The 21,009-nt window shown below is 72.9% G+C and carries 19 protein-coding genes and 1 riboswitch; of the genes, 1 reads left to right on the top strand and 18 read right to left on the bottom strand.

The window, feature by feature from the left end:
• Nucleotides 1-144: 144 nt before the first annotated feature.
• The 12 genes from MID12_RS30945 to MID12_RS30890 form a co-directional block, all read right to left on the bottom strand.
• Nucleotides 145-504: an MmcQ/YjbR family DNA-binding protein gene (locus MID12_RS30945; protein WP_040255386.1), complete on the bottom strand. Its 360-nt coding sequence runs from the start codon at nucleotides 502-504 to the stop codon at nucleotides 145-147.
• A gap of 53 nt (nucleotides 505-557) precedes the next feature.
• The gene (locus tag MID12_RS30940) at nucleotides 558-1,469 is read right to left on the bottom strand and encodes a LysR family transcriptional regulator (RefSeq protein WP_040255385.1); all 912 of its coding nucleotides are present in this window, start codon (nucleotides 1,467-1,469) and stop codon (nucleotides 558-560) included.
• Nucleotides 1,466-2,683 carry a glycine C-acetyltransferase gene (locus tag MID12_RS30935; RefSeq protein WP_040255384.1) on the bottom strand — a complete coding sequence of 406 codons (1,218 nt, stop codon included), beginning with the start codon at nucleotides 2,681-2,683 and terminating at the stop codon, nucleotides 1,466-1,468. The genes MID12_RS30940 and MID12_RS30935 overlap by 4 nt, the downstream gene beginning before the upstream one ends.
• Before the next feature lie 27 nt (nucleotides 2,684-2,710).
• Nucleotides 2,711-3,739: an L-threonine 3-dehydrogenase gene (gene tdh / locus MID12_RS30930; RefSeq protein WP_040255383.1), complete on the bottom strand. Its 1,029-nt coding sequence runs from the start codon at nucleotides 3,737-3,739 to the stop codon at nucleotides 2,711-2,713.
• A gap of 242 nt (nucleotides 3,740-3,981) precedes the next feature.
• Nucleotides 3,982-4,536 carry a GAF domain-containing protein gene (locus tag MID12_RS30925; protein ID WP_040255382.1) on the bottom strand — a complete coding sequence of 185 codons (555 nt, stop codon included), beginning with the start codon at nucleotides 4,534-4,536 and terminating at the stop codon, nucleotides 3,982-3,984.
• A complete protein-coding gene (locus MID12_RS30920) occupies nucleotides 4,533-5,126 on the bottom strand; it encodes a GTP-binding protein (RefSeq protein WP_168538870.1) in 594 nt (197 codons plus the stop codon). The genes MID12_RS30925 and MID12_RS30920 overlap by 4 nt, the downstream gene beginning before the upstream one ends.
• Nucleotides 5,104-5,481 carry a DUF742 domain-containing protein gene (locus MID12_RS30915; RefSeq protein WP_040255380.1) on the bottom strand — a complete coding sequence of 126 codons (378 nt, stop codon included), beginning with the start codon at nucleotides 5,479-5,481 and terminating at the stop codon, nucleotides 5,104-5,106. The genes MID12_RS30920 and MID12_RS30915 overlap by 23 nt, the downstream gene beginning before the upstream one ends.
• A gap of 3 nt (nucleotides 5,482-5,484) precedes the next feature.
• Nucleotides 5,485-5,919, bottom strand: coding sequence for a roadblock/LC7 domain-containing protein (locus MID12_RS30910; protein WP_040255379.1), 435 nt, complete (start codon nucleotides 5,917-5,919; stop codon nucleotides 5,485-5,487).
• Between the two features lie 79 nt (nucleotides 5,920-5,998).
• Nucleotides 5,999-7,879: an ATP-binding protein gene (locus tag MID12_RS30905; RefSeq protein ID WP_263172424.1), complete on the bottom strand. Its 1,881-nt coding sequence runs from the start codon at nucleotides 7,877-7,879 to the stop codon at nucleotides 5,999-6,001.
• A gap of 378 nt (nucleotides 7,880-8,257) precedes the next feature.
• Nucleotides 8,258-9,445 (bottom strand): MBL fold metallo-hydrolase, encoded by a 1,188-nt coding sequence (locus MID12_RS30900; protein ID WP_263172421.1) that lies wholly within the window; start codon nucleotides 9,443-9,445, stop codon nucleotides 8,258-8,260.
• 158 nt (nucleotides 9,446-9,603) lie between these two features.
• Nucleotides 9,604-10,395 carry an SGNH/GDSL hydrolase family protein gene (locus MID12_RS30895; protein ID WP_040255378.1) on the bottom strand — a complete coding sequence of 264 codons (792 nt, stop codon included), beginning with the start codon at nucleotides 10,393-10,395 and terminating at the stop codon, nucleotides 9,604-9,606.
• 202 nt (nucleotides 10,396-10,597) lie between these two features.
• Nucleotides 10,598-11,503, bottom strand: coding sequence for a LysM peptidoglycan-binding domain-containing M23 family metallopeptidase (locus MID12_RS30890; protein WP_263172418.1), 906 nt, complete (start codon nucleotides 11,501-11,503; stop codon nucleotides 10,598-10,600).
• A 4-nt stretch (nucleotides 11,504-11,507) separates the two neighbouring features.
• A riboswitch (cyclic di-AMP (ydaO/yuaA leader) is annotated at nucleotides 11,508-11,701 on the bottom strand.
• A gap of 431 nt (nucleotides 11,702-12,132) precedes the next feature.
• On the opposite strand from MID12_RS30890, the gene MID12_RS30885 reads away from it, so the two are divergent.
• A complete protein-coding gene (locus MID12_RS30885; protein WP_263172416.1) occupies nucleotides 12,133-12,930 on the top strand; it encodes a tyrosine-protein phosphatase in 798 nt (265 codons plus the stop codon).
• Between the two features lie 64 nt (nucleotides 12,931-12,994).
• Here MID12_RS30885 and MID12_RS30880 read toward each other — a convergent pair whose 3' ends face one another.
• From MID12_RS30880 to hpnE, 6 genes are all read right to left on the bottom strand, one after another.
• Nucleotides 12,995-14,380 carry an aspartate aminotransferase family protein gene (locus tag MID12_RS30880; RefSeq protein WP_040255375.1) on the bottom strand — a complete coding sequence of 462 codons (1,386 nt, stop codon included), beginning with the start codon at nucleotides 14,378-14,380 and terminating at the stop codon, nucleotides 12,995-12,997.
• 139 nt (nucleotides 14,381-14,519) lie between these two features.
• Nucleotides 14,520-15,533, bottom strand: a complete 1,014-nt coding sequence (gene hpnH, locus MID12_RS30875) for an adenosyl-hopene transferase HpnH (protein ID WP_040255374.1) — start codon at nucleotides 15,531-15,533, stop codon at nucleotides 14,520-14,522.
• A gap of 5 nt (nucleotides 15,534-15,538) precedes the next feature.
• Nucleotides 15,539-16,192 carry a 1-hydroxy-2-methyl-2-butenyl 4-diphosphate reductase gene (locus tag MID12_RS30870; RefSeq protein ID WP_263172413.1) on the bottom strand — a complete coding sequence of 218 codons (654 nt, stop codon included), beginning with the start codon at nucleotides 16,190-16,192 and terminating at the stop codon, nucleotides 15,539-15,541.
• A complete protein-coding gene (gene shc / locus MID12_RS30865) occupies nucleotides 16,192-18,165 on the bottom strand; it encodes a squalene--hopene cyclase (protein WP_263172409.1) in 1,974 nt (657 codons plus the stop codon). The genes MID12_RS30870 and shc overlap by 1 nt, the downstream gene beginning before the upstream one ends.
• Nucleotides 18,166-18,291: 126 nt before the next feature.
• Nucleotides 18,292-19,419 carry a polyprenyl synthetase family protein gene (locus MID12_RS30860; RefSeq protein WP_263172407.1) on the bottom strand — a complete coding sequence of 376 codons (1,128 nt, stop codon included), beginning with the start codon at nucleotides 19,417-19,419 and terminating at the stop codon, nucleotides 18,292-18,294.
• Nucleotides 19,416-20,840: a hydroxysqualene dehydroxylase HpnE gene (hpnE, locus tag MID12_RS30855; protein ID WP_263172404.1), complete on the bottom strand. Its 1,425-nt coding sequence runs from the start codon at nucleotides 20,838-20,840 to the stop codon at nucleotides 19,416-19,418. The genes MID12_RS30860 and hpnE overlap by 4 nt, the downstream gene beginning before the upstream one ends.
• Nucleotides 20,841-21,009 lie beyond the last annotated feature (169 nt).

Raw genomic sequence — 21,009 nt, 5'->3', positions numbered from 1 at the left:
CGGGTGCTCCGCTCCACGTCTGCAACATTGCTCGACATCAAGATATCCCCTGCCGGGGCGGCCTCTCGTCGGACCCTGCCCCGAGGGGCGCCCCGCGGGTCCCTGAACCTCGCTCAAGCGCCGGTGAGCTGCGGTTTCACGAAATCATTCCGCCGTGGGGACGCCCAGGCCCGGGTGGGCGTCGAGCAGGGCGGGCCCGGCGGCCTGGCGCCAGGAATCCGCCAGGATGTCGTACAGCTCCTGTTCGTCCTCCAGGGCGGCGAGGCGGACCCGGATCCAGGCGAAGGAGGCCTCGTGGTCCGCGATCCAGAACTTCTCCGGTTCGGCGCGCACCAGCTCGTTGCCCTCCTCCTTGGGGCAGCGCACCGCCATCGAGGTCTCCTCCTCGGGCAGGGTGGCGAACATCCGCCCGGAGACCCGGAAGGTGGGCATACTCCAGGCGACCTTCTCGACCGTGTCGGGCAGCGAGAGCGCGATACGGCGCACATCCTCGGCGTCAGGCATGGAAGGAACCGTAGCCGCCGCCACCGACAATGCCCCGCCGTAAGGCCCCCGGATCAGCGGACGCTGTCCCCCGCCACCTGGCCGAGGGCCCGCAGGACCGGCCTGATCAGCGGGTGCTGCTCGGCGCCGCAGCGCACCGCGGCGAAGACCCGGCGGGTCGGGGCGATCCCCTCCACCGGCCGCACCACCACTCCCCGCAGATCCATCCCGTGCAGGGCCGAGCGCGGGACGAGGGCGACGCCCGCGCCCGCCGAGGCGAGGGAGACCACGGCCCGGAAATCGTCCGAGGAGTGCTCCATCTTCGGCTGGAATCCGGCGTTCTCGCAGGCGAGGACCACCACGTCGTGGCAGGGATTGCCCGGGTACGGGCCGATCCAGGACTGGTCGGCGAGTTCGGCCAGCGGGACCCGGCCCGCGGTGCACAGGGCGTGCCCCGCGGGCACCACCGCGTCGAAGGGCTCCGCGTAGAGCGCGACCCGGGTCAGGCGGGGGTCGTCGGCGCCCGGGCCGCCGCGGTACTCCACGGCGACGGCCACGTCGACCTGCCGGTCGAGGACCATCGGCAGGCTCGCGTCCCCCTCGGCGTCGCGCACCCGGACCCGGATGCCCGGCGCGCTCTCGGCGAGCCGTACCACCGCGGGGGCGACGACCAGGCCGATGCCGGTGGCGAAGGCGGCGACGGTCACGGTGCCCGCCTCGCCGGAGCCGTAGCGGGCCAGCTCCGCCTCGGCGCGTTCGAGCTGGGCGAGGACGGTGTTGGTGTGGCTGAGCAGGATCTCGCCCGCCGGGGTCAGCCGCACCCCGCGGGCGCTGCGCTCCACGAGGCGGTGGCCGGTCTCCTGCTCCAGGGCGGTGAGCTGCTGGGAGACGGCGGAGGGGGTGAGATAGAGCGCGGCGGCCGCGGCCGTGAGGGTGCGGTGGTCGGCCACCGCACGGAGGATGTGCAGCCGCCGCGCTTCGATCATGCCGCCGATTCTCCCAGGGGCGCGGCCTCCAGCTCCGCGCGGGCCGCCACGAAGGCGTCGACGGCCCGGTTCACGTCCTCGGTGGAGTGCGCCGCGGAGAGCTGCACCCGGATCCTGGCCTGGCCCTGCGGGACCACCGGGTAGGAGAAGCCGATCACGTACACCCCGCGTTCCAGGAGGAGTTCGGCCATCCGTCCGGCGACCGCCGCGTCGCCGATCATCACCGGGGCGATGGCGTGCTCGCCGGGCAGCACGTCGAAGCCCTCCTCGGTCATCCGGGAGCGGAAGAGCGCGGTGTTCGCGTTCAGCCGCTCGCGCAGCTCGCCCGCGGACTCCAAGAGGTCGAGGACCTTCAGGGAGGCGGCGGCGATCACCGGGGCGAGGGTGTTGGAGAAGAGGTACGGGCGCGAGCGCTGGCGCAGCAGGGCGACGATCTCGGTGCGCGCGGCCACATAGCCGCCGGAGGCGCCGCCGAGGGCCTTGCCGAGGGTGCCGGTGAGGATGTCGACGCGGTCCATGACGCCGTGCAGCTCGGGGGTGCCCCGGCCGCCCTCGCCGACGAAGCCGACGGCGTGCGAGTCGTCCACCATGACCATCGCGTCGTAGCGCTCGGCCAGGTCGCAGATCTCGCGCAGCGGGGCGAGGTAGCCGTCCATCGAGAAGACGCCGTCGGTGACGATCAGGCGGCGGCGCGCGTCCCCGGCCTCCTTCAGGCGCTGCTCCAGCTCGGCCATGTCGCGGTTGGCGTAGCGCAGGCGGCGGGCCTTGGAAAGGCGGATGCCGTCGATGATGGAGGCGTGGTTGAGGGCGTCGGAGATGACCGCGTCCTCCTCGCCGAGCAGGGTCTCGAAGACGCCGCCGTTGGCGTCGAAGCAGGAGGAGTAGAGGATCGTGTCCTCCTGGCCGAGGAAGGAGGACAGCCGGCGCTCCAGCTCCTTGTGCACCTCCTGCGTACCGCAGATGAAGCGCACCGAGGCCATCCCGTAGCCCCAGCGGTCCAGCGCCTCGTGGGCGGCGGCGAGGATCTCGGGGTGGTCGGCGAGGCCGAGGTAGTTGTTGGCGCAGAAGTTGAGCACCTCGCCGGGCTGCCCGCCCGCGGTCACGGCGACGGCGCGGGACTGCGGGGTGGAGATGACGCGCTCGGGCTTGTGCAGACCGGCCGAGCGGATCTCGTCGAGGGTGGCCCGCAGGTCGGCGCGTACGGAGTCGAACATGTGGCTGTCTCCAACGGTGAGGTGGGGTCAGGAGGTCCAGTCGAGGATGACCTTGCCGCCGCGTCCGGCGGCCGCGTCCTCGAAGGCGGCCTCGTGGTCGCGGAAGCCGTAGCGGCCGGTGATGACCGGGGAGAGGTCGAGTCCGCCCTCGATGAGGACGGTCATGGCGTACCAGGTCTCGAACATCTCGCGGCCGTAGATGCCCTTCAGGGTGAGCATCGAGGTGACCACGCGGGCCCAGTCGACCGCGAACTCCTCGGCGGGCAGGCCGAGCATGGCGATCCGGCCGCCGTGCGTCATATTGGCGATCATGTCGCGCAGGGCCGAGGGGTGGCCGGACATCTCCAGGCCGATGTCGAAGCCCTCGCGCAGGCCGAGCTGCCGCTGGCCCTCGGCGATGCCGGACTCCGCGACGTTCAGGGCGAGGCTGGCCCCGATCTTGCGGGCCAGTTCGAGGCGGTCCTCGCTCACATCGGTGATGACGACATTGCGGGCGCCCGCGTGCCGGGCCACCGCGGCGGCCATCAGGCCGATCGGTCCGGCGCCGGTGATCAGGACGTCCTCCCCGACCAGCGGGAAGGACAGCGCGGTGTGCACGGCGTTGCCGAACGGGTCGAAGATCGCGGCGACATCGAGGTCGACCGGGGCCCGGTGCACCCAGACATTGGAGGCGGGCAGCGCCACGTACTCGGCGAAGGCGCCGTCCCGGCCGACCCCGAGGCCGACGGTGGCCCGGCACAGATGGCGCCGGCCGGCCAGGCAGTTGCGGCACTTCCCGCAGACCAGGTGGCCCTCGCCGCTGACCAGGTCGCCGACCGCGGTCTCGGTGACGTCGCGGCCGGTCTCGACGACCTCGCCGACGAACTCGTGGCCGAGGACCAGCGGGGTGGTGATGGTCTGCTGGGCCCAGCCGTCCCAGGACCTGATGTGCAGGTCGGTGCCGCAGATCCCGGTCCGCTGGACCTTGATGAGCACCTCGGACGGCCCGATCACCGGCTCGGGCACGTCCATGAGCCACAGACCGGGCTCGGCCTTCTCCTTCACCAGCGCCTTCACGTCACGGCTCCCGTCGTACGGCTCACGGCGCGCGGGCACGAAGAGGACCTGGCCGTGGATAAGGGGTGTGGTTGCCAGCACGGGGCACGCTAGTCGCGGCGTGCCGGAACGCCCGTTGCGGCTCGCGGCGCGCGCCCGGCCGGCAGGGGAAAATCTGCCGTACGGCGGCGGCCCGGGTCCATCGAGGATTTCTTAACCGCCGTTGCAGCTTTCCTACACCTCGGCACCTCGGCCCCGGTGCCTCAGATCCCGTGGTCCCGGCTGAGGATCCGCTCGGTCAGCTCCGCGGCCATCGCCTTGATGCCCGCGAGGCCCTGGCTGCCCCAGCGGCGCGGGGCCACGTCGAGCACGCAGACGGTGCCGAGCGCGAGCCCGGAGCGGTCCAGGAGCGGGGCGCCGAGGTAGGAGCGCACGCCGAAGCCGTCGACCACCGGGTTCTGCGCGAAGCGCGGGTAGTCCCGTACGTCCTCCAGGGCCAGTGCCCGGCGGCGTACCACCACGTGCGGGCAGTAGCCGTGGTCGCGGCCGAGTGAGCGCTGGGCGAAGACGTCCAGCGAGGCGGCGGCGCCCGCGCGGGCGGAGGGCCAGTGCAGTCCGGCGAGGAACTGCCGCTCCGCGTCGAGGAAGTTGACCATCGCCCAGGGTGCCGAGTGGGCCACGGCCAGGTGCTCGGCGAAGCGGTCGAAGTCCGGTTCGGCGCGCTCCAGGAGGCCGAGGGCGCGCAGCCGTTCGGCGCGTTCGGCGCCCTGGCCGTCCTCAGGGGTCAGCAGCAGGCGCCCGGCCGGGGACCCCGTCATGAGCGGACGCCTTCGGGGGCCGAGGGCGCGTGCGCGAGCAGGTGCCCGACGAGAGCGAGCAGGGTCTGGACGGCGGAGCTGGAGATCCGGGCGTCGCAGCGCACCACCGGCACCGCGGGGTCCAGGTCGATGGCGGCCCGCACCTCCTCGGGGTGGTAGCGGTGCGAGCCGTCGAACTCGTTGACGGCGACGATGAATCCGAGCCCGCGCTCCTCGAAGAAGTCCACCGCGGCGAAGCACTCCTCCAGGCGGCGGGTGTCGGCGAGGACGACCGCGCCGAGCGCCCCGGTGCACAGCTCGTCCCAGAGGAACCAGAACCGCTCCTGGCCGGGCGTGCCGAACAGGTAGAGCACATGGCGCCGGTCGAGGGTGAGCCTGCCGAAGTCCATCGCGACGGTGGTCTCGCGCTTCCGCTCGATGCCCTCCAGGCTGTCGGTGGCGGCTCCCGCGCTGGTCAGCAGCTCCTCCGTGGACAGCGGGTCGATCTCGCTGACGGCGCCGACGAAGGTGGTCTTGCCGACACCGAACCCGCCGGCGACGAGGATCTTCAGCGCCGTCGGGAACGGGTCAGAGCTGGCGTCGTAGTCCATCGAGCACCGCCTCCAGGAGGGACCGGTCGGAGTCAGTCGGGGTGTGGTGGTGGGCCGGCGCCCTGGTGGTCAGGGCGCCGCAGTCGACGAGGTCGGACAGGAGCACCTTGGTGACCGCCGCGGGCAGCTTCAGCTGGGCCGCGATCTCCGCGACCGAGACCGGTGCCTCGCACAGGCGCAGCGCCTGGGCGTGCTCGGGGCCGAGGTAGCCGAGCGGGGTCGAACCGGTGACCATGACCTGCGAGAGCAGGTCGAGCGCGGCGGTGGGACGGGTCCGCCCGTTGCTGATCGTGTAGGGGCGTACGAGGCGCCCGGCCGCGGCGTCCCGCCAGGGCCCGTCCTGCACTCTGGCCACGGCTCAGGGCCTCGGGGTGCCGGGCTGCGCGGCGCTGTGCCGCGGCGCGGTCGTCAGATACGGCCGGACGCTCTTGACCAGCATCGCCATCTCGTAGCCGAGGACGGCGGGGTCGGCCTCCCGCTCGGCGAGTACGGCGAGACAGGTGCCGGCGCCCGCGGAGGAGACGAAGAGCAGGGCGGTGTCGAGTTCGACGACGACCTGGCGCACCTGGCCGCCCTCGGCGAAGCGCGCCCCGGCGCTGCGGCTCAGCGAGTGCAGCCCGGAGGCGAGCGCGGCCAGATGGTCGGCGCTGTCGGTGTCGAGTCCGTGGACGGACTTCACCAGACCGTCCGAGGACAGCAGGACGGCGCTGCGGGTGCCCGGCACGCGCTGCGCGAGGCCGCTGAGCAGCCAGTCGAGATCGGCGCTGCGCTCGCCGGTCGTATCGCTCACCATGGTGGGTCGGCTCCTTGCGGGGTGGGCGGGCTCGGCGGCCCGGCAGAGGCGGTTCATCCGGCGGCCCGGCCGGCGCGGTTCATCCGGTCGGGGCGCTCCCCCGCCGCGCGGCTCCCGGATCGGCGGGGAGCGGCGCCTCCCCCTTGGGGCCGCCCGGGGTGCGGGCCGGTGGCCGCTGCGCCTCGGCGCGGCTGACCCCGCTGCGGAAGGCGGCCATCAGCCCGGGGTCGTGCACGGCCTGCGGTCCGGTCTCCTCCGGGTGGCGCGCGGGCGCCTCCCGCAGCTGCGGGGCGAGGCTCTGCTGCGCCCGGCGGCGGGGCAGCCGGGGCGGTCGCTCCGCGGGCACCGCCGGGCTCTCACCGCCGGGCTCCGGACGGGGGGCGCGGGCCGGGGGCACCGCCCCCGCCCGGACACCCGCGATCCGGGCGCCCGCCTTGGCGATACCCGGCGCCGAACCACCCATCGGCAGCGCGGTCTCCGCCTCCCGCCCGTCCCGCCCGTCCCCGCGGTGCGCCACCGGGACGGGGGTGCCCTGGGCGGGGGTTGGGGTGCCGTGCGCGGGTGTGCCGTGCGCAGGCGTGCCGTGCGCGGGCGTGCCGGTGACCGGCGGCGTACGAGGGCTGAGGGCCGCGGGCCGGGCGGGGCCGGGCAGCGGGGTGCCGTGGGCCGGAGTGCCCTGGACCGGGGTGCCCTGGGCGAGGGCGGGTCCGGGGCTCGCGGCGGCCGGGGTCTGTTCGGGGGCGGCGGACGCCTCGCCGCCGGTGCCGACGAGGGAGCCCGGCAGGACGAGCACGGCCTGCACTCCCCCGTAGATATTGGCCTGCAGCCGTACCGCGATGCCGTGCCTGCGGGCCAGCTGGGAGACCACGTAGAGGCCGATGCGCCCGTCCTGGAGGAGCGAGGCGACGTTGACCTGGGCGGGGTCGGCGAGCAGGGCGTTCATCCGGCTCTGCTCGTCGCCGGGCATGCCGAGGCCGCGGTCCTCCACCTCGACGGCGAGTCCGGCGGCCACCGGATTCACCCGCAGCAGCACCTCGGTCTTCGGGGCGGAGAACACCGTGGCGTTCTCGACCAGTTCGGCGAGCAGGTGGATCACATCGGCGACCGCGTGCCCGCGCACCGTGCCCTGCACCGGCGGCACCAGTTTCACCCTGGCGTACTGCTCCACCTCCGCGACCGCCGAGCGCAGCACCTCGGTCATGCTCACCGGATGGCTCCACTGGCGCCGGGACATCGCCCCGCCGAGCACGGCCAGGTTCTCCGCGTGGCGGCGGATCCGGGTGGCCAGGTGGTCCACCTGGAAGAGGCCCTTGAGCAGGTCGGGGTCCTCCACCTCGTTCTCCAGCTCGTCGAGCAGGGAGATCTCGCGGTGGACCAGGGACTGCAACCGCCGCGCCAGGGAGACGAAGACCTCCAGCTTCTGCTCGCTGCCGGTGCGGCTGGGCAGCCGGGCGGCCTGGGTCACCGCGGCCACCGCGGCCTCGTGCGCGCGGGCCACCTCCCCGGCGAGCAGGTCGAAGCTGTCGCCGCCGGGCTCGCGGGCCTCCGGGCGGCGCCGCTCGGGCGGGGCCTCGCCCCTGCCGAGCGCCTCGACCAGGCGGCGCAGCTCGCTCTGGCCGCGTGCCGTGCTCCGGCGCAGTGCTCCTATCCGCTCCTGGAGGCGGTGTGCGCCGCGCCGGGCGGCGAGGGCCGCGCCCGCGCAGCCCCCGAGTGCGCACAGGACGGCGAGGACGAGCAGGCTCCACCCGCCCGCTCCCGGGGCGGGCGTGGTGAGGACCAGCGCCAGGAGTGCCGCGAGGGTGCCGAGCGCCACGGTCGCGGCCGGGATCAGGGCGAGGCGCAGCAGCTGCGCTCGTATCGGGGTCTCCGGCAGTGCCGTGGCGCTGCGGCCGGCCGGGCGGCCGTGGCGGGCGCCCTCACGGCGCTCCGCACGCTCGCCCGGTGCGCGTAGGTCAGACATCGGCGTCCTCTGCAGAGTGCTCCCAAGTCCCTGGGGACCGGGGGGAATCGGGCTCTTGCCGCGCGGTGGGCAGCGGGCGCGGGGGCCCGGCTCGTCAGGCACGGGACCGCCCTGCCGCTGCGTCGCGCGGCGGACACTCACGGTAGTCGCGCCAGGGCCCGGCTCGATACGAAGTTGACAAACTCCGGCACACAACGCCCCACTCTGGTATGAGAGTTCGCGCACACGGACGAAAGGGCAGAGGTACGACTTCTGTGAGTGCGCGCTGCCGGGCCTCGATCTGATCGGGAGGCCCCGGGGAGACACGGACGGGGGCGGCCCCCGGCACTCCGGGAACCGCCCCCTCCTCTCGTTCGCCGCGCTGCGGCGCGGGGTCGCTCAGTGGGCGACGGGCGCCGCCTGGGGCTCTCCGCTGCCGTCGGCCACGGGGCCGCCCGCCTCGGGCCAGCCGCCCTGGGGCTGGACGGCGACCTCCCGCCACCAGGGCCGCTCCGGCACCGCCCCGGCGCCGGGCTCGAACGGCCGCCCCGGCAGCGGGACGGCCACCCGCACCCCGGCCGGTCCCGCGGCGGCAAGGGTGCCCTCGGCGGGCTCGGCCCACGGGTGCGGGGCGAGGTTGAAGGTGGCCCAGTGGATGGGCAGCAGCACTCCCCCGCCGTGCCCGCCCTGGAGGTCGAGGTGGCTGCGTACGCCCTGCTCGGGGGTCATGTGCACATCGGGCCAGAACTCGCTGTAGGCGCCGATCTGGATCATCGTCGCGTCGAAGGGGCCGTGCGCGCCGCCGATCTCCGCGAAGCCCTCGAAGTAGCCGGTGTCGCCGCTGTGGAAGATCCGGTGCTCGCTGCCGCGCACCGCCCAGGAGGCCCACAGGGCGTGCTGCTGGTTGCGCACTCCGCGCCCGCAGAAGTGCCGGGCGGGGGTCGCGGTCAGGGTCAGGCCCGCAATCCGGGTCGAGTCGTGCCAGTCGAGTTCGTGGATCCGGTCGGCCGGGACTCCCCAGCGCTCCAGGTGCGCGCCGACGCCGAGCGGCACGGCGAAGGCGGTCCGCGTCCCCGCCAGCGCCTTGACGGTCGGCATGTCCAGATGGTCGTAGTGGTCGTGGGAGATCACCACCACGTCCACCGGGCCCAGCTCGGCCAGCGACAGCGGTACGGGGTGCAGCCGCCGGGGGCCGATGAAGCCGAAGGGGGAACATCGCTCGCCCCAGACCGGGTCGAAGAGCACCCGTGCGCCGTCGATCTCGGCGAGGACGGTGGAATGGCCCGTCCAGGTGAGCCGCAGCCCGCTCGCGGGCGGCGCGGAGAGCTCGGCACGGCTCGGCCGGTGGAGCGGGATCTCGCCCGCGGGCAACCGGAGCAGCCGGGCCTGCTTGCGGAAGTACGTCCTGGCGAGCTCCAGGGTGGAGCCGGAGGGGCCGCTGCGGGTGGGCTCGGGATTCTGGAAGGAACCGTCGGCGTAGTGCGGGGATCTGCGTATGCGTGCCAGGCGCTCACCGGCGGGATCCGCGCCGAAGGCGGCGGGCCTCAGTGAGCGGAGCCCGGAGCGCAGGGAACGGGTACCGGCCACGGGACCTCCAGGTGATGTCGGTCGGACAATCCATTATGTGCGCAGTAACAGCGACACCGGGGGTCACATTTCCGGGCGCCCGTTCCGTCGTACCCACCCCGGCTCGGGCGAACGCGCACCCGGAGGGAGCAGCCGTCCCGCCGGATCCCCGGCCCCGGTCACAGCGGCAGCAGGTCCGGCCGCTTGGCCGCCGCGTGGTCCCCGCTGGACTCGCCGCGCAGCCGCCGCCCGATCCAGGGCACCAGGTACTCCCGGGCCCACTGGACGTCGTCCCGCCTGCCCTCCAGGGAGGTGCGGGGCGGCATCGGCGGCCAGGGCTGCTCCGGGTCGGCGGGCACCTCGACGCCGAGCAGTTGCCCGGCCCTGAGGGCGACCCGGGTGTGCCCCTCGGGCGAGAGGTGCAGCCGGTCCGCGTCCCAAGCCCTGCGGTCCTGCACGGACTTGAGGGACCACAGGTCGAGCACCCGGCACTGGTAGCGGTCGGCCACCGCGCGCAGATGCCCGTTGTACGTCGCGATCTTCCCGCGCAGATGCCGCAGGACCGGTACGCCCCTGGTGTCGAAGCCGGTGGCGACGACGATGGTGCCGACCGCGTTCGACAGCGAGGCGATGGCCTCCTCGAAGCGCTCCGCGGCGTCGTCGGGATCGGTGCCGGGCCGGATCATGTCATTGCCGCCCGCGCAGACGGTCACCAGATCGGGGGCGAGTTCCCGGGCGCGCGGCACCTGGTCGGCGACGATCTGGTCGAGGAGTTTTCCCCGTACCGCGAGATTGGCATAGCGGAAACTGTGTTCCGGTGTCCGGTCCGCGAGCAGAACGGCCAGCCGGTCGGCCCAGCCGACACAGCTGCCGTCGGGGCCCGGATCACCCACCCCCTCGGTGAAACTGTCGCCGACCGCCGCGTAGGACCTGAATTCGTCACGTCTGAAGGATGTCGAATCTGCTGCCACGTCGGGCCATTTTTCTCCTTCGCCCGTGACCTACGCCACCGTAATAAGGGGTTGACGGCTCGTGAGATACGCCACCGGGAAAATCTCCGTCAACTCGGAATAAGCGCAGGGGAGTCGGCGGCACGGGAGAGCGGGGCGAGACAGGCGGCGAGGACCGCACCCCGTGCGGGTGCGGTCCTCGCGGTGCGCGGTGTCCGGTCGGTCAGACGTCCACGCCGTGGGCGCGCAGGTAGCCCAGCGGGTCGAGGTCCGAGCCGTAGTCCGGGGTGCTGCGGATCTCGAAGTGCAGGTGCGGGCCGGTCACATTGCCGGTGGCGCCGGAGAGCCCGACCTGCTGGCCGCCGCTCACCTGCTGGCCGGCGGAGACGGAGAGCTGCGAGAGGTGGGCGTACTGGGCGTAGCGCCCGTCCTCCAGCTGGAGCACGACCTGGTTGCCGTAGGCGCCGCCCCAGCCCGCCGAGACCACGGTCGCCGGGCCGACGGCCTTCAGGCTGGTGCCGGTCGGGACCACGAAGTCCACGCCGGTGTGGTAGCCGCTGGACCACATGCTGCCGGACTGGTGGTACGGGGTGCCGACCGAGGAACCGGCGACCGGGAGGGTGTAACCGCCGGTGTTCTCGGCCTTCTTCTCGGCCGGGGCCGCCTTCTTCGCCGGGGCCTCCTTCTTCACCACGGGCTTCTCGGCCTCGGCGGGCTTCTCGGTCTTCTTCGCGGGAGCCTCGGCCTTCTTCGCCGGGGTCTCGGCCTTGGCGCCGAGGGTGAGCTTCAGACCGGGGCGGATCAGGGCGGGGTCGGAGCCGACGGCCTCGCGGTTGTCCGCGTACAGCTTCTTCCAGCCGCCGCGTACGTCCTGCTCCTTGGCGATCTTCGCGAGCGAGTCGCCGGGGGCGACCGTGTAGCGCTCGGCCCTGTCGCCGTTCTTGCCGTCCTTCGCGGCGGCCTCGGTGGCCCCGGTCTTCACGGCCGCGGCGTCGTGGGGGCTCGCGGCGTGGGCACCGGCGGCGCCCATGAGCGGCAGGGCGAGTGCGGCGCCACCGGTTCCGGCGACGGCCAGGGAACGCAGCAGACGGCTCGACTTCGTACGGCGGTGCTTGCCCTTGACAGGCATGGTGGATTCCTCTCCGGCGCCTGCGAGGTGAGCTGTCGGGTTAGGGCTGGAGATGCCCCGCCGCGCTCGCGCGGCTTCACCCCGAGCCGTCCCCTTGAACCGGGGAAACGGCGTACTGCCTGTGGATCCCCCGCTCCTGCCGTTTCACGGGTGAGTGTGTGGAAACCGGACGGCGGCAGGATTCGGCGTCCATCCGGAGTGAGCGAGACGTTAAGCGAACCGGAATGGGCGGGACAAGCGGTGAATTCACCGCCGCATTCCTTTTCTTGATCCTCGGCGAAAAGGACGGTGACACTGCGTGGAACATTGATCTTCCGGCTTCTTTGGCGCCCTTGCCGGGCTTGCCCGTACGGCCGAAAGTCCCGGCCACCGACCGTCACGAATATGAGCCTGCTCACGCACATCACGGCCAGGAGTCTTTATTTCGGGCATCAGCGGAAGAGAGTGAAGAGCACGGGCAATTCCGGCAATACGGGTCTCCGGGCGGCGAGGTGACGGCCGCACCCGGTGCACGTCCATGGCCTCCACGGGCATCCGGCGGCGATGATGGCGGCCACGGCAGGTGCCGTATCGTCGGAAATCGTGACCGTCCGCGATCAGCGCGGGCGGCCCACTGGGAGGAGTCCTAGGTGACGCAGCAGGTCCCGTCGACAGAGCCGCGGCTGACCGGGGTACGCAATTTCCGTGACGTGGGCGGGCTGCCGACCGTGGACGGCAAACGCGTCAGGGCGGGCCGCCTCTACCGCAGCGGGCACCTCGCGCACGCCGACGAGCAGGACGCCGCCTTCCTCGCCTCCCTGAAGCTGCACACGGTCTTCGACTTCCGCAACGCCGGTGACCAGGCCCTGGAAGGCCCCGACATCGAGCTGCCCGGGGTGCGCAACCTCAACCTGCCGCTCACCGACCCGGCCTCCGGGGTGGAGTTCTGGTCCATGGTCCGCGAGGGCGACATCGCCCAGCTGCGGGAGCTGCTCGCCGACGGCAGGGCCGAGGCCCGGATGAAGGGCTCGTACCGGGCGATCATCACCAGCCGCACGGCGGAGCACAGCCGCGTCCTGCACGAGATGGCCGACGGCGGGCTGCCCGCGCTGATGCACTGCGCCGCGGGCAAGGACCGGGCCGGCCTGTCCGTCGCGGTCAGCCTGCTCGCCCTCGGTGTGGAGCGCGCGGCGATCGAGGAGGACTACCTCAAGTCCAATGCCGCGCACCGGCGTTACAAGGTCCGCCGCAGCGCCGACGCCCCCGGCGGCACCTCCCCCGAGGTCATGGAACTGCTCAGCCCGATGTTCGACGCGCGCCTGGAGTACCTCGACGCCGCCTTCGAGGCCATCGAGGAGACCTGGGGCGACGTCGAGACCTACCTCGGCCGGGGCCTCGGCCTCACCCCCGAGGTGCGGGAGCGGCTGCGCGCGGACTTCCTCGACTGAGGAACGCGAAGGCAGGACGGGGGCCTTTCCGGGCCCCGGTGGCGACGGCCTCGGGCCCGCGTCCTCAGCGGCCCGAGACCGCCTGCTTGACCAGGGTCCTGCCGAAGTCCCACATCAGGCCCCCGCCGCTGTGCGCCTCGTCCATGACCGCCCGGAAGGCGGTGACGAAGCGGTCCACGTCCGCCTCGTCGACGACCAGCGGCGGGATCAGCTTGATCACCTCCAGATGGTCCCCGGAGACCTGGGTGAGGATGTGGTGCTTCTGCAGCAGCGGCACCACGACCATCTGCGCGAACAGCCCCTTGCGGGCGGCCTGCAGCATCGTCCAGCGCCCGCGCAGCCGCAGCGAGGACGGCCTGCCGAACTCGATGCCGATCATCAGGCCCCGGCCGCGCACCTCGCTCAGCAGCTCGTACTCGTCGACCAGCGCGGCGAGGCGGCTGCGAAGGAGTTCGCCGGTGACGCGGGCGTGCGCGACGGTCTGCTCGTTCTCCATGACCGAGAGCACCGCGAGCCCCGCGGCCATCGCCTGGGCGTTCGCGCCGAAGCTCGCCGAGTGCACCAGGACGCGGTCCATCGAGGAGTAGACCTTCTTGAAGATCCACTCCTTGCCGAGGGTGGCGCCCACCGGGACGTACCCGCCGGAGAGCGCCTTGGCCACGCAGACCAGGTCCGGCTCCACCCCGTCCTCGTGCTGGTAGGCGTAGAAGTCCCCGGTACGGCCGAGGCCGGTCTGCACCTCGTCGGCGATGAGCAGGGCCTTGTGCCGGTGCAGGAGTTCCTGCGCCTGCCGCAGATAGCCGGGCGGGCTCTCGTGCACCCCCTTGCCCTGGATGGGCTCCACGATCAGCGCGGCCACGTCCCCGCGCAGCAACTCCCGCCGCAGCGCGTCCAGATCGCCGAGCGGCACCGCGGTGTCCGGGAGCAGCGGGGCGAAGCCCTCCCGGAAGCCGTCCTCGCCGTTGACGGAGAGGGAGCCGGTGGTCAGCCCATGGAAGGCGTGGGTGCAGTACAGGACCCTGGGCCGGCCGGTGGCGTACCGGGCGAACTTCAGGGCGGTCTCGACCGCCTCGGTGCCGCTGTTGCCGAAGAAGACGCGGTCCAGGTGCGGGCTGTGCGCGAGGAGTTGCTCGGCGAGCAGGCCGGGCAGCGGGGGGCAGTCGAAGCGGGTCAGGTCGGCGAGCGAGGCGTCCAGGACGTCGTGCAGCGCCTTGCGGACGACCGGGTGGTGGCGGCCGAGCCCCATCACCCCGAATCCGGCGAGCATGTCGAGGTAGTCGTTGCCCTCGGCGTCCCAGAAGTGCGCGCCCTCGGCCCGCTCGTAGACCTTGTCGAAGCCGATGGTGTGCAGCATGCGCGGAAGCTGGTGGTTCAGGTGCTTCTCGTGCAGTGCGTAGCGTTCGGCGCCGCGCGCGGCCAGCAGCTGGCCGAGGTCGAACTCCTTGCTCATTCCTGCCCCTTCTTCACGACGAGCCGCACGGGGAGCGGGACGCGGCCCCGCTCCGCCGCGTCCGTCGTGCGCCCCCTCCGCGCCGGTGCCGCCCGGCCGGATGTCCGGCCGGGCGGCGGGTGGTGGCTGTCCGTCCGCCTCAGCTCGCGACGCTCTCGCGGACCGCGCGCAGGGACTCCTTCAGGGAACCCATGGTGGCGAGCACCGCCGTGGGCTCGTAGCCGCAGTGCGCCATGCAGTTGTCGCAGCGCTCGTCCTTGCCGCGGCCGTAGGCGTCCCAGTCGGTCTTCTCCACGAGGTCCTTGTAGGTGGTGACATAGCCGTCGTTCATCAGATAGCAGGGTTTCTGCCAGCCGAAGAGCGAGTAGTTGGGGATCGCCCAGGCCGTGCACGGGAAGTCGACCTTGCCCTCCAGGAAGTCCAGGAAGAGCGGCGAGTGGTTGAGCCGCCACCGGCGCCGATTCCCGCCGGAGAAGGCCTTCTTGAAGAGTTCCCTGGTCTGCTCGACACCGAGGAAGTGCTCCTGGTCCGGCGCCTTCTCGTAGGCATAGGCGGGCGAGATCATCATCTCGTCCACCTTCAGGTCGTCATTGAGGAAGTTCAGCACCTCGACGATCGTCTGCGGGGTGTCGGTGTTGAAGAAGGTGGAGTTGGTGGTGACCCGGAAGCCGCGCCTCTTGGCCTCCTTGATCGCCTCCACCGCCTCGTCGAAGACGCCCTCCTTCGCCACCGACTCGTCGTGCCGCTCGCGCAGCCCGTCGATGTGCACCGCGAAGGCGAAGTACGGCGAGGGCGTGAACTTCTTCAGCTTCTTGCGCAGCAGCACGGCGTTGGTGCACAGGAAGACGAACTTCTTGCGCTCCACCAACTGCCGTACGATCTCGTCGATCTGAGGGTGCATCAGCGGTTCGCCACCGGCGATGGAGACCATCGGCGCCCCGGATTCGAGCACCGCTCCCACCGCCTGCGCCACCGGCATGCGCTGCTTCAGCACGCCTGCCGGGTGCTGGATCTTTCCGCAGCCCTCGCACGCCAGATTGCAGGCGAAGAGCGGTTCGAGTTCCACGATGAGCGGGAACTTCTCACGCTTGCGGACCTTTTGTTCCAGCAGATACGTAGCGACCTTGATGGACTGGCGCAGCGGCATGGCCATCTGGCTCACCTCCGAGGGAGCAGCAAGTTACGGTGCCATTCGAAAAACGCGGGGAGTAGGGAACGCAGGACCCGGAAGGCGGTTATGCCGCCGCCGAGGGTGGAGAGTCGGACCAGTTCGTGCTCGGGGGCGTCCACGACGACCCGGACCGCCGCCACCGGACGCCCCGCCGCACGCGCCGCGCAGCGCAGTGTCGCCGCGGACTCCATGTCCACCGCGATGGCTCCGGTGGCGCGCAGGGCGGTGCGTTCGGCGCCGCGGACGATGTGGTCGGAACCGGTGAGCGGGCCGGTGTGCACCGTGCGCCCGGGGGCGAGGCGCAGGATCTCCTCGACCAGGAGTTCGGTACCGGTGCAGGCGGTGGTGGTGTCCGCGCGCACCTCGTCGGCGACGACCACGTCCCCGGGGTGCATGCCGGGCTCCAGACCGGCGCAGAAGCCGGTCGCGAGCACCGGCGCCTCGCGCAGCGCGGGCCGCGCGAGGGCACGGGTGAGGGCGCGTTCGGCGGCCTGCGGGCCCATCCCCGTCTTGAGCAGGGTGAGCGGCCCGTGGGCCCCGCCGCGGTCCCCGAGGCGCAGCGCGAACTTCTCGATGCCCAGGGCGCAGGCGACGAGCAGCGGCGGGGGCCCGGGGTCCGGTGCCGGTGGTGCCGGGGCCATCAGCTCCCCTTGCCGACGGAGGGCTCCGGGTGGAGGTACCGGCCGAGCGCGGTCAGCGGGAACACCTGCCGGTACAGGTGGTAGTTGATGGAGAAGTCCCAGGGGAAGCCGGTCCCTGTGAAGTACGGCTCGTCCCAACTGCCGTCCTCGGCCTGGGTCCTGGCCAGGAACTCCACCCCGCGCGCGGTCGCCGCGGAGTCGCGCTCCCCCGCGGCGAGCAGGGCGAGCAGCGCCCAGGCGGTCTGCGAGGCGGTGGACTCCCCGACGCCGTGCCAGGCGGTGCCGGGCTGGTAGGAGCGCAGGTCCTCGCCCCAACCGCCGTCCTTGTTCTGCACCTTCTCCAGCCAGGCGACGGCGCGCCGGATCGCCGGGTGCCCGGGGGCGAGTCCGGCGGCCACCAGGGCGGGGACCACCGAGCCTGTGCCGTATACGTAGTTGACGCCCCAGCGGCCGAACCAGGCGCCGCTGGGCTCCTGTTCGGAGAGCAGCCAGCGGACTCCGCGGCGGGTGCGCGGGTCCTCGGACTTGCCCTCGTGGGCCAGCATCTCCACCACATGCGCGGTGACGTCCGAGGAGGGCGGGTCGATGACCTCGCCGAAGTCGCAGAAGGGCAACCGGGTCGGCATGACGCTGGTGTTGTCGACGTCGAAGGCGCCCCAACCGCCGTTCTGCGACTGCATCCCGAGGCTCCAGCGCACCCCGCGGGAGACCGCCGCGGCCACCCGCTCGGGGTCGGGGTGCTTGACCCGGCGCAGCGCGAGGATCACTTCGGCGGTGTCGTCGGTGTCCGGGTAGTTGTCGTTGTGGAACTCGAACGCCCAGCCGCCCGGCGGCAGTTGGGGACGGCTCAGGGACCAGTCCCCCGGGCGGACGACCTGTTCGCCGAGCATCCAGTCGGCGGCCTTCACCAACTGCGGGTGGTCGGCGGGCAGTCCGGCGTCGGCGAGCGCGATGGTGGCCAGGCAGGTGTCCCAGACCGGGGACTGGCAGGCCTCGATCATCCGGGCGCCGTCCTCGCGCCAGACCGCGAAGTTGTCCAGGGCCTCCAGACCGGCCCGCAGCACCGGGTGGTCCAGGTCGTAGCCGAGCAGGTGCAGGGCGATCACCGAGTACACGGCGGGGGGCTGGATGCCGCCCCAGCAGCCGTCGTTCTCCTGGCGTTCGACGATCCACCGGGCGGCGGAGCGCATCGCCGCCTTGCGGACCCTGCGCGGGGCGACCTTGCGGTAGGCGCGGACCACCTTGTCCAGGCGCTGGAAGGCGCCGTCCCAGCTGGCCGCGGGGGCGAGCGGCTGCGGCGGCACGGGCACCGCCGGGTCGGTGTGCAGCTCGTCGAGGCCGAAGGGGGCGGGCCGTACCGGGCGCTTGGCGGAGACGACGGTCAGCGGCACGATGGTCTGCCGCGCCCAGCAGCCGAAGCGGTAGATGTTGAGCGGGAACCACTGCGGGAAGTAGATGAGTTCCGGCGGGAGTTCGGGCAGGTCGTCGTAGCTCCACCAGCCGAAGAGGGCCAGCCAGATCCGGGTGAAGACGCGGCTCGCGGCGATGCCGCCCTGCTCCCTGACCCAGGCGGCGGCCTTCGCCATGTGCGGGGCCTCGGGCTCGTCACCGGCGAGCCGGAGCGCGACGTAGGCCTCGACGGTGGTGGAGAGTTCGCCGGGTCCCCCGTAGAAGGTGGCCCAGGTGCCGTCCTCGCGCTGCTCGCCGCGGATGAAGAGCGCAGCGGCCTGCGTGGTCTTCTCGTCCCGGATACCGAGGAACTGACGCAGCATCAGGTCCTCGGCGTCCATGGTGACGTTGGTCTCCAGGTCGCCCTTCCACCAGCCCTCGGCGTCCTGTCTGGCGAGCAGGAAGTCGGTGGCGCGCCGCACCGCCTCGGCGGCCCCGCCCCCGGTGCGGTGCGGTTCGTGCTCGGTGGCCGCGGCAGCGAGCGGAGTCGTGGCTCCGGTGCTTCCGTCGGTCGTCGCTGTCATGGCTTCCCCTTCGTGCAGTGTTCCTTCTGCTGGGTCCGCCGTCGGTCTGGTCCAGGACCGGGAGACCGGCGACTTGTCAGGGGTGCGCGCACTCACCCCGGACGAGGCTGCGTGGTGCCGAAGCGCTCACCGCTTCCGTACGACGACGAAGTCGGCGAGGGCGGCGAGCTGCTCGCGTACCCGCTGGGGCATCTCGACCTCGTTGAGCGCGTCCAGCGCGACGGTGTGCTGGCGGCGGGCCTCCTCGGCCGTCCAGTGCCGTCCGCCGGCCTCCTCGATGAGGGCCGCGCGGGCGGCGAACTCCTCCTCCGAGAAGCTGTCGAAGTCGTTGCTCTTGGCGTCCGCGGCGAGGAGTTCGCCGAGCTGCTCGGAGGCCGGGCCCCCGGCGGCGAGCGCCGCGACGACCGGCAGCGACTTCTTGCGCTGGCGCAGATCGCTCCAGGTCTGCTTGCCGGTGGCGACCGGGTCGCCCCAGATGCCGAGCAGGTCGTCGACCGCCTGGAAGGCGAGCCCCAGGTGGTTGCCGTACTTCTCCAGGACGTCCGCGGTGCGGTCGTCCGCCCCGCCGAGCACCGCCCCGATGGAGACCGCGCAGGCGAGCAGCGCGCCGGTCTTGTTGCCCTCCATGTCGAGGCACTCCTCGACGGTGACCCGCTCGCGGTGCTCGTAGGAGATGTCCTGGGCCTGGCCGTCGATGAGCTTGCGAGTGGCGGTGGTCAGCCGCCGGGTGGCGCGGCCGGCCTCGGCGGTGCCGAGTTCGAGGAGGATCTCGTTGGCGAGGGCGAACAGGGCGTCGCCGACGAGGATCGCCTGCGCCGGGCCGTGCACCTTCCAGACGGTGTCCCGGTGGCGCCGCTGTTCGTCGCCGTCCATCAGGTCGTCGTGCAGCAGCGAGAAGTTGTGCACCAGCTCCACGGCCACCGCGCCGGGCACGCCCGTCTCGGGCTCGGCGCCCGCGGCCTGGGCGGAGATCAGCGCGAGGGCGGGCCGCACCGCCTTGCCGCCGTCGGCGTCGGAGGGCCTGCCCTCGGCGTCGATCCAGCCGAAGTGGTAGGCGGCGACGGTGTCCATCGGGGAGGCCAGCCGGTCCACCGCGGCCTTCAGGACCGGGGTGGCCAGGGTCCGGCCGCGCTCCAGGAGCGCGGTCACGTCCACCGCGTCGGCAGTCGGTTCAGCCGAGGGCACAGTGGGCACAGTTTCTCCTCTTGTCGCGGCAGCGGGGCGGGGGCCGGGGCCCCGGAGTCCGGGTGTCATGCGGCCTCCTCGAAGAGGCGCTCGCGGGGCCTTCGCCCCAGGGAGACCAGGGCGGCCTCCGCCGCTCGGACCCCGCTGCGCACCGCGCTCTCCATGGTTGCGGGCCAGCCGGTGGCCGTCCACGCTCCGGCAAGGTACAGCCCGTCGAGGCGGGTGCGCGCACCGGGACGCAGCCGGCCGGACCCGGGCGCGGGCGCGAAGGTGGCGGTGCGCTCCCGGGTGACGAAGAAGTCCCGTACCCCGGCGCCGCGGGCGGCGGGCAGCAGCCGCTGGAGTTCCGGCAGGTAGCGGGCGCGCAGCTCGGCGACCGGCAGGTCGATCTCGTCCTGGGCGGCGGACTGCGAGACGGCGAGGTACTGCCCGTCGGTGAGCCCGGAGGCGTCGGTGCGGTCGAACACCCATTGCACGGGCGAGCCGAGCGCCGCGAAGAAGGGCTGCCGCAGCACCGTGCGGTCGTAGACCACATGGACGTTGAGGATCGGCGCGGTGTCGAGGGCGAGCAGGTCGGCGGGGCGGTCGAGCGCACCGGGCGGCAGCAGCTCGTGGGTCTCGTGCTGCGGTACGGCGAGGACCAGGGCGTCGGCCTCGACGTGGCGGCCGGACAGCGCGGCGCTCCAGCGTCCGTCGTCGCGCCGGGTCAACGACTGGACGCGGGTGCGCAGTTCGGTACGGACCCCCGCGGCGTCCAGGGCCCGGCGCGCCCGGTCGTCGTGCAGTTCGCCCAGCGGTACCCGGGCCCAGCCGATGTCGGCCGCGCCGGGGTCGGTGAGCAGTCCGGTGCGGAAGACCATGGCGGCGAGGGCCAGGGAGCAGTCCCGGGCGCGGGCGTTGAGGGTGGCGACGGCGACCAGGTCCCACAGCGCCTCGACGGCCCGGGACGACTGCCCGTGCGCGGCGAGCCAGCTGCCGAAGTCCTGGCCGTCCAGGGCCGGGTCGGCGGGGTCGAGCGCGCGCAGGGCGAAGGCGGCCCGCCCTGCCTTCAGCCGCTCGGCGAAGGAGAGGTGCGGGTAGGCGGCGAGGCTCCGGCCGAGGTGCAGCGGCACCGGCAGGGGGTCGCGGCGCAGCCTGCCGAGCCGCAGTCCGTGGTGGCGGGCGGCGGGATCCGATCCGGCGGCGTCGAGGACCGGGATGTCGAGGCGGTCCTGGAGCGGCGCGAGCGCGGCGGCGCCGATCCGGTCGAGGAACCAGCGGTAGGCGGTGCAGCAGCGCAGATAGACGTGCTGGCCGTTGTCGACGGTGAGCGCGCCGCGGGTGAAGGAGAAGGCGAGGCCGCCGAGCCGGGGCCTGCCCTCGGCGAGGGTCACCTGGAGACCCGCGTCGGCCAGCGAGAGCGCGGCGGTGATCCCGGCGAGGCCGCCGCCGATCACCAGCGCGCTCGCGGGCCCGCCGCTCGCCCGGGCGTCCCTGTCCTGGCTGCTCATGCGCTCCTCCACGCGGCCGTACGAAATCCGGGCGCCGCCGCCGCGGGGTGTGCGCGACGGGCCGACGCCGTCTCTGACGCCGTGCGCGGGCGCGGGGTTGAGCGAGGTGTCGCGGGGCCTTTGCCCGAGGATTTCCGAGGGCTCAACAGGCGCGTGCCCGAGGGTTTCT

The organism is Streptomyces sp. SCSIO ZS0520, from assembly GCF_025643355.1.
Classification (GTDB): Bacteria; Actinomycetota; Actinomycetes; order Streptomycetales; family Streptomycetaceae; genus Streptomyces; species Streptomyces physcomitrii.
This window is presented reverse-complemented; position numbering and strand designations above follow the sequence as displayed.